We start from the raw sequence: 10,995 nt of genomic DNA, 5'->3' as shown, positions 1-10,995 counted from the left end.
TTACATGGTGCCGACAGGGATCGTGGAGCTGGAGAGGCTGCCGCTGACGGCGAACGGGAAGGTGGACAAGAAGGCGTTGCCGGAACCGGAGCGTACAGGAGGGACGGAGTATGAGGGGCCGCGCAATGCGGTGGAGGAGGAGCTATGCCGAATCTGGGCAGAGGTGCTGGGTGTGGAGCAGGTGGGCATCCATGACAACTTCTTCGAGCTGGGCGGTGACTCGATCCTCAGCATGCAGATTATATTCCGCTCCGCGCAAGCAGGCATCGGACTGACGCCGAAGGATATATTCGAGCGACAGACGGTAGCCGCACTAGCGAGTAGAGCAGCAGGGGACACGCTGCCAATTGGCGGACAATTCCCGCTCACTCCGTATCAACGCCGTTGCCTGACCCCGCCGGGGGATCACAGCCTGCGGAGCCAGGCGAGAGTGATTACGCTGCGCGATCCTGCGCAGGAGCAGGCACTGGCGACAGCGCTGAGCAGCCTAGCGGTTCATCATGACGCTCTGCGCCTGCGCGTCTTGGGATCAGATGGCGATGAGGCTCAATACTATGCGTCTGAATCGGGTGGCATCCCACTGGAGCGAATCATGCTGCAGGGGCTACCAGAGACGGCGCGCCGTGAAGCTATACGCGGCGAAGCTGAGCGACTGCAGCGCAGTCTGCGGCCTGACATGGGGCCGCTGGTGGGCGCAGTGCTGCTGGACTACGGAGACCATCACCCCGAGCAGTTGCTGCTGGCTGTGCACAGCATGGCAGCAGATCGGTACTCATGGTCGTTGCTGTTGGAAGATGTGCATCGCGCTTATAGTCAGGCGCTCGCCGGAGAGACGGTGCAACTGCCGCTAAGGACAGTCGCTTTCCACACCTGGGTTCAGCAAGCCTTGGAGCAGGAGGAGATCGTAGAGGCATCGAGTGGGCAGACATCATGGGCAATGGAAATGGAGGCGGAGCCGCTGCGACTGAATGAGCCATCTGAATCGACAGGCGAGATGATCCTCGGGGCGCCACTCTCTGGCGCGATTCGAAGTGCAATCCGGGCAAGCTTGTCCGCTGAGGATACCTACGCACTGATTCACGAGGTCGCTCCGGCATATCGTGCAGAGGCAAGCGAGCTTGTGCTGGCTGCGCTGGCGAAGGCGCTGATGCAGCAGGCAGCCAATCGCGCGCTGCTGGTGGAGGTAGAGGAGACTGGACGTGGTCGAGAGGACGCACTCCACCTTACGCGGACGGTCGGGCAGTTCAACTCGCGCTTCTCGTTATGGCTGGAGTTGGGTGCTATACAGCCGTTGCCGGAGCTGATCGCGCCGGTCAAGGAGCAGTTGCGCCGTATGCCGCGGCATGTCATCGGCAGCGAATCGCTGCGTACCGCTTATGCGGAGCTGGCGAGCGCGCATGAGGGCGGCATCAAGCCGCATCTAAGCTATTGCTATGAAGATGAGGCAGATCCAGCCGCAGCAGGTACAGCGTGGACGCAATTTGCCGAGGTGGAGCTGCCTCCAGGCGATAGCTGCGCGGAGTATATTCGGGGCGGGGCGGAGATTGCGGTCGCCGCGGGCATCACAGAGGGACGGCTGCAGATCGAGTGCAGTTGTAGCGCTCAACTCGGCGCTGCGGTCACGCAGCTCGCCGCGGAGACGATGAACTCGCTGCGAGACCTGATTCTCCATCTTAGGGAGAATGGAGCGGATGCTTACTCCTCGACGGATTTTGCGGAGTTTGGCTGGGATCAGTCCGAGTTGGACGGATTCCTTGATGCGATCAAGAAACAATCCGGCTCCTGATCGTACCGGAGATGAGCTGGCATTTTGATTCGGAAGGAACGTGCGTACACAATGACTCTGAAAAATATGGAAGACTTTTACCCGCTCTCTCCGATGCAGCAGGGAATGCTGTTCCACAGCTTGTATGCGCCCGAATCCGGTGTGTATATCATCCAGTCTGCGCTGCATCTGAGCGGCGCGCTGGATGAGGCCGCCTGGGAGCGGGCGTGGCAGCAGCTTGTGCAGCGCCATGCAATATTGCGTGCATCTATTATATGTGATGATGTGAAAGAGCCGATTCAAGTTGTGCACCGCAGTGTGGAGCTGCCCCTGGAGCGGCTTGACTGGCTGGAACTGTCCGCTGATGAGCAGTCAGAACGGCTGGAGCGCTACCTGAGCGCCGACAGGAGCAGGGGCTTCGAGCTGACGAATCCCCCGCTGCTGCGGCTGGCGCTGATTCGCATGGAGGAAGAACGGTATACCTTTGTGCTGACGATCCACCATCTGCTGGTGGACGGCTGGAGCATTGGGGTGCTGTTCCAGGAAGTATTTCAGCTATATGAAGCCTTCCGCAGTGGAAAGGAGATAGTGCTAGGCACTGTTCAGCCCTACCGGAATTATATTGGCTGGCTTAGGAAGCAGCGCCGCGAGCAGACCGAGTCGTTCTGGCGGCAGAAGCTGCGAGGGGCCGTCGTTCCCACTCCGCTGGCGATGGGCGGACTTCCCAATCCTCACGAAAGCGATAATGAGCGCCGCATTCGGCTCTCCGAGAAGGAGACGAGCGCGCTGCAGGCCTTCGCGAAGCAGCAGCGGGTGACGATGAGCACGGTGCTGCAGGGCGCATGGGCGCTAGTGCTGAGCCGTGTTAGCCGCGAGGAGGATGTGGTGTTCGGCTCGGTTGTATCTGGACGTCCGCATACACTGCCGGGAGCGGAGTCGATGGTGGGTCTGTTCATTAACACGCTTCCGGTGCGTGTGGCGGTTCCAGGGCATGAGCTTGCAGCCGAGTGGCTGCAGGCACTGCAGGCCGAGCTGACACAGCTTCGGGCTTACGAGCACAGCCCGCTGCTGGAGGTGCAGCAATGGAGCGACCTCACTGGAGGTCAGCGACTGTTCGACAGCCTCGTCGTCTTTGAGAACTACCCGATTGACGGCACTGTCATCGAACGGCATGGCGGCTTGAAGCTGGCAGGAGTGCAGAGCTATGAGCAGACCGGTTACCCCGTCACTCTTATTGCATTGCCTGGCCCTTCCTTCGAAATGCAGTTGCTGTTCGATCCGACAAGATTTGCGGGCGAGGCCATCGAGCGTCTATTGGAACAGCTCAAGACGGTGCTGAACGGCTTCGTTCAGTATGCAGATCAGCCATTATCATCGCTGCCTTCCTTGTCGGAGCAGGAGCTGAACCGGATGCTCGTGGAGTGGAACCGTACCGAACGTCCGCTAACTAGCGTGCTGACTGCGCACCGTCGTTTCGCGGAGCGGGCTGCTGCTGCTCCCTCACAAGCAGCGATCAGTGCGGGCAAGGTGGAGCTTACTTATGCCGAGTTGGAGCGGCGTTCCAATCAACTGGCTCATTATTTGCGGGGGGCAGGCGTTGGCAGAGAAACATTGGTTGCTATCTGCGCAGAGCGTTCTGCGGAGCTGGTGGTAGGCCTGCTGGGAATTATGAAGGCGGGTGGCGCTTATGTGCCGCTCGACCCCGGCTATCCCAGGGAACGACTGCAATTCATTCTGGAGGATACGGGGGCGCCGCTGCTGCTTACTCAAGCGCATGTTGCAGAGCGGCTGCCAGAGCGGCGGCCTCGCACGATTGCGCTGGATGTGGATTGGCCACATCTTGAGTGTGCAAGTGATCAGCCGCCGCCTGACTGGACGGAGCAATCCGACCTGGCTTATGTCATCTATACCTCCGGCTCGACGGGACGCCCCAAGGGGGTGGAGGTCACCCATGCTGCACTGCTGCACCTGATTGAATGGCACTGTGATACCTACACGGTGACCGCACAAGATCGCGCCACCTTAATTGCCGGCATGGCCTTCGATGCATCGGTGTGGGAGATATGGCCGTATTTGACGGCAGGCGCTTCCCTGCTGGTGCCAGATGAGGAATGCAGACTGATGCCGGAGCAACTGCAGGATTGGCTGTTGCGACAGCGCATAACGATCAGCTTCCTGCCGACACCGCTTGGAGAACGGCTGCTGGAGCTGGACTGGCCTGCTTCTGCACCACTAAGGGCGCTGCTTGTAGGTGGGGATACACTGCATCGTTATGCAGACCCGGCTCTGCCTTTTCAATTGTTCAACAACTATGGTCCGACGGAGAACACGGTGGTGGCCACCAGTGGCCTGGTGCCGGCAGCAGAGCGAGCATCCCGCCCTACGATTGGTCGACCGATCAGCAATACACAGGTCTATATACTGGATCATCATCGCCAGGCAGTGCCTGTCGGGGTAGCCGGGGAGCTGTATATTGCGGGGAAAAGTCTGGCTAGAGGCTACTGGGGGCAGCCGGAGCTGACTGCGCGGAAGTTTGTTCGCCATCTGAATGCTCGCTCGCAGCAAGAGCGGATGTATGCGACTGGAGACTTGTGCAGATATACGCCGGAAGGCGAGATTGAGTACGTCGGCCGCATGGATGATCAGGTGAGTGTTCGCGGCTTCCGTGTCGAGCTGGGCGAGATCGAGCAGACGCTGCTTCGTTATCCCGGCATTCGGGAGGCGGCCGTGCTCATCCGTCCCGGCACCTCCGGCGAGCCGCGGCTGCTGGCATATGTCGCGCCAACTCTCTATGAGGATGCGATGCTGCAGGCGGAGCAGCTCCGATCATTTATGCAGGCGGAGCTGCCGGACTATATGGTTCCGCCGTCCATTACTGTGCTGGAGCGGCTCCCGCTTACCGCTAACGGCAAGGTAGATCGCAACGGCTTGCCTGAGCCGCTGGAGGCTGTATCGATGCAAGGATACGAGGCGCCCCGCAACGAGGCGGAGGAGCAACTGGCCTCGATCTGGTCGGAGGTGCTTGGCGTAGGACGGGTAGGCATCCATGACAATTATTTTACGCTTGGCGGGGATTCGATATTAAGCATCCAGATCGTCAACCGGGCGAAAAAGCACGGCCTCCAACTGACACCGAAGCATCTATTCGAGCACCAGACGATAGCTGCGCTGGCGCAAGCCGCTACCCGCGCGGGGCGCATCACAGCGATTCAGGGGGTCGTAGAGGGCGAAGTATGCCCGACGCCGATTCAAAGCTGGTTTTTGGAGCGGGAGCTGGCAGCGCCGCATCATTTCAATCAGGGTCTGATGCTGACAGTGCAGCCGTCGCTCTCTCCAGCCTTGCTGCAGCGGGCACTGGATGCGCTCGTCGCTCACCATGATGCGTTGCGGCTGCGTGTGGAAGGGACTGGCCGGACGGCCAGACTGTACAATGCCGGAACGGGCAGGCCGGCATCCCTGACGGTCATCGATCTGTCGCATCTGGGGCGCGAGCAGCAGGTGTCCGCGCTGGAGGATGAGGCGCAGGCCGCCCAGCGCCGTATCCGTTTTGACGAAGGGATGCTGCTGAACGCCGTCTACTTCCGCTTGAGAGAGGGGGAGCCGGGCAGGCTGCTGCTTATTATTCACCATCTGGCTGTGGATGGGGTGTCCTGGCGGATTCTGCTGGATGATCTCCATACGCTGTGCGGCCAACTGCTCGACCAGCGGCAGACAGAGCTGCCACCCAAGACCACCTCGCTATTGGAGTGGTCGGCACAGCTTCAGCGCTTTGCGCAATCAGAGCAAGTGCAGGCGGAAGTCGCTTACTGGATGAGTGAGAGGTACCTACAAGAGCCCGCCTTCCCAGTCGATCAAGATGGCGGTTCCTACACGGCCGCGGCTAGCGGTCAGACGATGCGACGCTTAAGTAATGAGCAGACGCGGCAGCTTCTGACGGAGGTTCCTGCGGCCTATCGGACACAGATCAACGATGTGCTGCTGACCGCATTGGCTCGCGCCATGTCAGCCTGGACGAAGGATCGCAGACTGTTGCTCTATCTTGAAGGGCATGGGCGGGAAGAGATCGGCGAAGAGCTGGATCTGTCCAGAACAGTGGGATGGTTCACAGCGATGTTCCCTGTGCTGCTGGAGCTCCCCGAGCCACTTGACCCTGGGCTTCATCTCAAGTCAGTCAAGGAGCAACTGCGCGCCATCCCAGGGCGCGGCCTCGGTTATGGCCTGCTGCGGTACATGACCAGACATGCGGAGGCGGAGGCGCTGCCGGTGCCCAAGCTGAGCTTTAATTACTTGGGTCAGTTCGATCATCTGCTTCCCGCAGGTCAAGAGGCGCTCTTCGGCGGCGCCCCCGAGTCTATGGGAGATGAGGTCGATCCGGCTTACAGCCGTGAGCAGTTGCTCGACATCACGGGAGTTATTGCCGGTGGCGGGTTGATGTTGACCTGGGTGTACAGCAGGAATCATCTCAATCCGGAGACGATTGAGCGGCTGGCCGACCTCTACATGCGTGAACTGGGCGAGCTGATCGCGCACTGTTGCCGCCCAGGCACAGGCGGCATTACCGTGTCCGATGTGCCGCTTGCACAGGTGACAGCGGAGCAACTGGAACAAATCTATGATCGTTATCCAGGCATGGAGGATCTGTTCCCGCTGACGCCGATGCAAGAGGGGATGCTCTACCATTCGATCGAGTCGCCGGATTCAGGCCTCTACTGCGAGCAATGCGTCTTCACCGTGCTCGGAGCGCCGGATGAGCAGCTCCTTCGGCGGGCCTGGCGCGAGCTGCTGCAGCGGCATGAAATCTTGCGCACCTGCGTGATGCAGGAAGGATTGGATCGCCCGCATCTTGTCCTGCTCAAGGAAGCGGCTGTCCCTATCGAATACGCGGATTTGAGCGCCGTGCCTGGGAAGGAGCAGCCGTACAGGCTGGAGCTATTGCTGGAATCGGACAAAATACGCGGGTTTGAATTTGACCAATCGCCATTGATGCGGGTAACGGTGGTGCGGCTGGATGATCAGCGGCATCAGCTCATCTGGACGTTTCACCATCTGCTGCTGGACGGCTGGAGTGTGCCGACGGTTATTCGTGAGTGGTTCACGCTTTATGAAGCCTATGCTGCCGGAGCGCATCCACAGCTTGAGGCTGTGCCTTCTTACCGAAATTATGCGGCCTGGCTGGCGAAGCAGGACATGGAGGCGGCAAGGGAATACTGGCAGCGCTATATGCAGGGTCTGGAGAGCCCGTCCGCCATTATGGGCACCGTGGCGGCAGGTACAGAGCAGCCGAATGTGCAGGAGCTTCGCGTCAAGCTTGGCAGCAGGCTGACCGGAGAGCTGGACGCGATGGCTCGCAGCGGTCAGTTGACATTGAGTACACTGCTCCAGGGTGCCTGGGGCCTGGCGCTCAGTCGATACAGCGGTGAAGCGGATGTGCTGTTCGGCACCACCGTATCCGGCCGTCCGGCCGAGCTGGAGGGCGTGGAGGCGATGGTCGGCCTGTTCATTAATACGCTGCCTGTCAGGCAGCTCGTTTCGCCGCAGCTAGCTGTGCTGGAGTGGCTGAGACAATTGCAAGCCGCGCAGACCGATATGAGGCAATATGAATATCTGTCTCTGGCGGAGATTCACCGTCTAAGCGAGATTCCTCGCGGAACGCCGCTATTTGAGAGTCTGCTGGTATACGAGAATTATCCGGTATTAAGACCGGATGCGGAGGTAGCAGCAGCGATTGCGCCAGAGGCATCCTCCCAGGCGATGGAGCTCGTGGACATTGCCACGCATGAGCGGACGAACTATCCGATTACAATTACGGTCATTCCGGGTGAAGAGCTGGAGCTGCGCGCGGCTTATGACTCCGCGCGCTATAGCGAACCGATGATGCAGCAACTGCTTGGGCATGTACGCCGTCTGCTGGAGAGTATGGCAGAGCGGCCGTCCTGCCCGGTAGGCGAGCTTCCGATGCTGGCTACCGCGGAGGAGCAGCGGCTATTGCAGGAGTGGGACGCGACGACGGGAAGCTACCCGCGCAACAAGACGATCGGGCAGTTATTCACGGAACAAGCGGATCGTACACCAGAAGCATTGGCGCTGGTGTTTGGATCGTCACAGATGACCTACGCGGAGCTGAATCGGCGGGCTGACCGGGTAGCCTCGTACTTGCGCAAGCTGGGCGTCGGCCCAGAGGTTCCTGTGGGTCTGGCGCTGGAGCGATCGATAGAGGCCATCATAGCGCTGGTCGGCATCGTGAAGGCGGGAGGCATCTATATCCCGCTCGATCCTGACTACCCGGAGGAGCGTCTTCGCCTAATGGCCGAGGAGACGAAGCTACGTATGCTGGTGACAGAACGCAGCGTACAGCGAGGGCTGCCCGCAGCGGAGAGAGTCATCCTGCTGGATGAGGAATGGGAGCGCATGATGCGGGAGCCGGTCGCGCCATGGAGGGCGTCAGGCGATGCGCAGCAGCTTGCTTATGTAATGTATACATCCGGTTCAACCGGACGGCCGAAGGGGGTGGCCGTGTCGCATCGCGCCGTCGTGCGACTGGCGCTTGGGCTGGAGGAGGCGCGGCTTGGCCCCGGCGAGGTGATGCTGCAGTTCGCTCCGGTATCCTTTGATGCGTCGACCTTTGAGATTTGGGGGAGTCTGCTGAGAGGGGGCACGCTGGCGATCATGCCGCCGGGTCTGCCGTCTGTACAGGAGCTTGGTGAGTATATGGTGGAATGCGGTGTTACCGTGGCGTGGCTGACTGCCCCGTTGTTCCATACGATGGTGGACGAATATCCGCAAGGTCTGCGAGGGCTGAAGCAGCTATGGGCAGGCGGGGACACGCTGAGTGTTCCTCATGTGCGCAAGGCGCTGGAGATTGAAGGGCTGGAGGTTGTGAATGGATATGGGCCAACGGAAAATACAACCTTTACCTGCTATTACCGGATTCCTCAAGGCCAGTCGCAGACGATCCCGATCGGCAGGCCGGTACAAGGCACGGACTGCTATATTCTGGATAAATTAGGGCGTCTCATGCCGCTGGGCATGCCTGGCGAGCTGTATGTGGGCGGCGATGGCCTGGCTCGCGGCTATCTGAACCAGCCGGAGCTGACAGCCGAGAAGTTTGTAGCGCATCCGTTCAAGCAAGGAGAACGGTTGTATCGAACCGGTGATCTGGTGCGATATTCACCAGAGGGCTGGATTGAATTTTTGGGACGATTGGATCATCAGGTCAAGGTGCGCGGCTATCGGATTGAGCCAGGAGAAATCGAGCGGGAGCTGAGCATGCATCCTGCTGTAAGTCAGGCCGTGGTTGTTGCACATACGGGCAGCGGCGGCGAGAAGCGTCTGGTGGCTTATGCAGCGCTGTCCGGGACAGAGGAGACGGTCACGGAGGAGCAACTGCGCGATTATATGAAGGAGCGCCTGCCGGATTACATGGTTCCTACTGTAATAATGCTGCTGGATGTATTGCCATTGCTGCCTAGCGGCAAGGTGAACCGCGCGCAGCTCCCGGAGCCGAAGCTGGTCTCTCAGGCAGGGTATGTCGCGCCGACAGAGCCGCAGGAGCTCGCGCTTGCTGCGATCTGGTCGGAGGTGCTTGGTATCGACCAGGTAGGGCGGCATGATAATTTCTTCGAGCTGGGAGGAGATTCGATCCTGAGCATCCAGATTGTGGCGCGTGCGCAGCAAGCCGGGCTCAAGCTGACGCCGAAGCAACTGTTCCACTATCAGACGATAGCCGAGCTTGCTGCAGTGGCGGAGTCGACCGCCGCCCCGCAGGCCGAGCAGGGACGGGTAGAAGGGGAGGTTCCGCTGACGCCGGTGCAGCACTGGTTCTTCCATTTGCCGTTGGCGAGCCGCAGCTACTGGAACCAATCCTTCATGCTGGAGCTGCATGTTCAATTGCAGCCGGAGCAGGTACAGCAGATGCTGCAGTTGCTTGTATCCCATCATGATGCGCTGCGCATGAGGTTTGAAGAGGTGGATGGGGGCTGGAGGCAATACAACGCAGGCGAGTGCGAGGTTGCGTTGGTATGTGAGGAGCTCTCGCAGTGGTCTGCGGAGCAGCAACAACAGCGGATCGAAGCGGTGGCTGCCAAGCTGCAGACGGGCCTGGATCTGCAGGCAGGCCGCGTGTGGTCTGCAGCGTGGTTCGGACTTGGCGACCAGCCTGCCAGATTATTTCTGGCGATACACCATCTCGTTGTGGACGGGGTATCCTGGCGCATCCTGCTGGAGGATGTAGAGACGCTGTGCCAACAGTTGGCGGCTGGCAATCCGCCTGCATTGCCGCCCAAGACGACCTCCTTCCAGCAATGGTCGAAGCGTCTGGCAGAGGAGGCGCAGCGGGGAACATACCGCAAGCATCTCCCGTTCTGGGAGAGCATGGCCTGCACCTGGATACCGCGTGTGCCGCTCGATTATGCAGCCGATGATGATGAGCTTGCCGAGTTGAATACGCTCCTCTCAGCAGAGACGGTTAGTGTGGAGCTGGACGAGGAGAGCACGAGACTGCTGCTGCAGCAAGTGCCTGCGGCCTATCGCACCCGTATTGACGAGGCGCTGCTGTCCGCGCTGCTCACGGCAATGGAGAATTGGACAGGCAGCAGCAAGCTGCTGCTGCACATGGAGGGTCATGGACGCGAGCAGCTTGAGGGAACCGATCTGTCGCGTACAGTCGGCTGGTTCACCTCGATCTATCCTGTACTGCTCGACTCCTCGCAGACAGACGGCGTGATCTCCAGGCTGCTCGCGGTGAAGGAGCAGTTGAGGGCCGTGCCGGAGCGGGGCTTCGGCTTCGGTATTGTACGTTATCTCGATGAGGACGAGCGCTGCCAGGAGCTGAAGACAGCATTTCCTGAGGTAGAGATCAGCTACAACTATCTGGGTCAGATGTCATCGCTCTACCGTGAGGACGGGCTGCTGAGGCAGGCCAAGGAGTCGAGCGGCATGACACAGGAGGCTGGCAATGCACGGCAGCATATGATTGATGTGGCCGGGATGGTCGTTCGTCAGCAGCTTCATCTGATGTTCACCTATAGCACCAATCTGCATCGCAGAGAGACGATTGAGCAGGTGGCAGACGATGTCAGGCATGCGCTGCTGGAGCTGGTCAGGCATTGCCAATCGGAGGAAACGTCCCATTCGGCCGCGTACACGCCATCGGATTTCCCTGAAGCGGAATTATCGCAAAAGCAACTGGATCGAATTCTAAAAAAAATGGATAGCGGGAGGAACAGCTAAAG

The 10,995-nt window shown here is 59.9% G+C and carries 2 protein-coding genes; both read left to right on the top strand.

What is annotated here, in order from left to right:
- A partial coding sequence (locus tag ACY1JZ_RS25880) for a condensation domain-containing protein (protein ID WP_462631651.1) occupies positions 1–1,786 on the top strand: 1,786 nt, incomplete at its 5' end.
- A gap of 51 nt (positions 1,787–1,837) precedes the next feature.
- Entirely contained in the window at positions 1,838–10,993 is a 9,156-nt protein-coding gene (locus ACY1JZ_RS25875; protein ID WP_462631650.1) for a non-ribosomal peptide synthetase, read from the top strand.
- Positions 10,994–10,995: the final 2 nt, after the last annotated feature.

The sequence above is a fragment of the Paenibacillus sp. J5 genome (genome assembly GCF_054955055.1).
The sequence above is the reverse complement of the archived record's forward strand: the minus strand, read 5'-3'. Positions and strand labels throughout refer to the sequence as shown.

Excerpts from the sequence above, each read along its gene's own strand:
- ACY1JZ_RS25875 (WP_462631650.1), top strand. The coding sequence starts at position 1,838 with ATGACTCTGAAAAATATGGAAGACTTTTACCCGCTCTCTCCGATGCAG.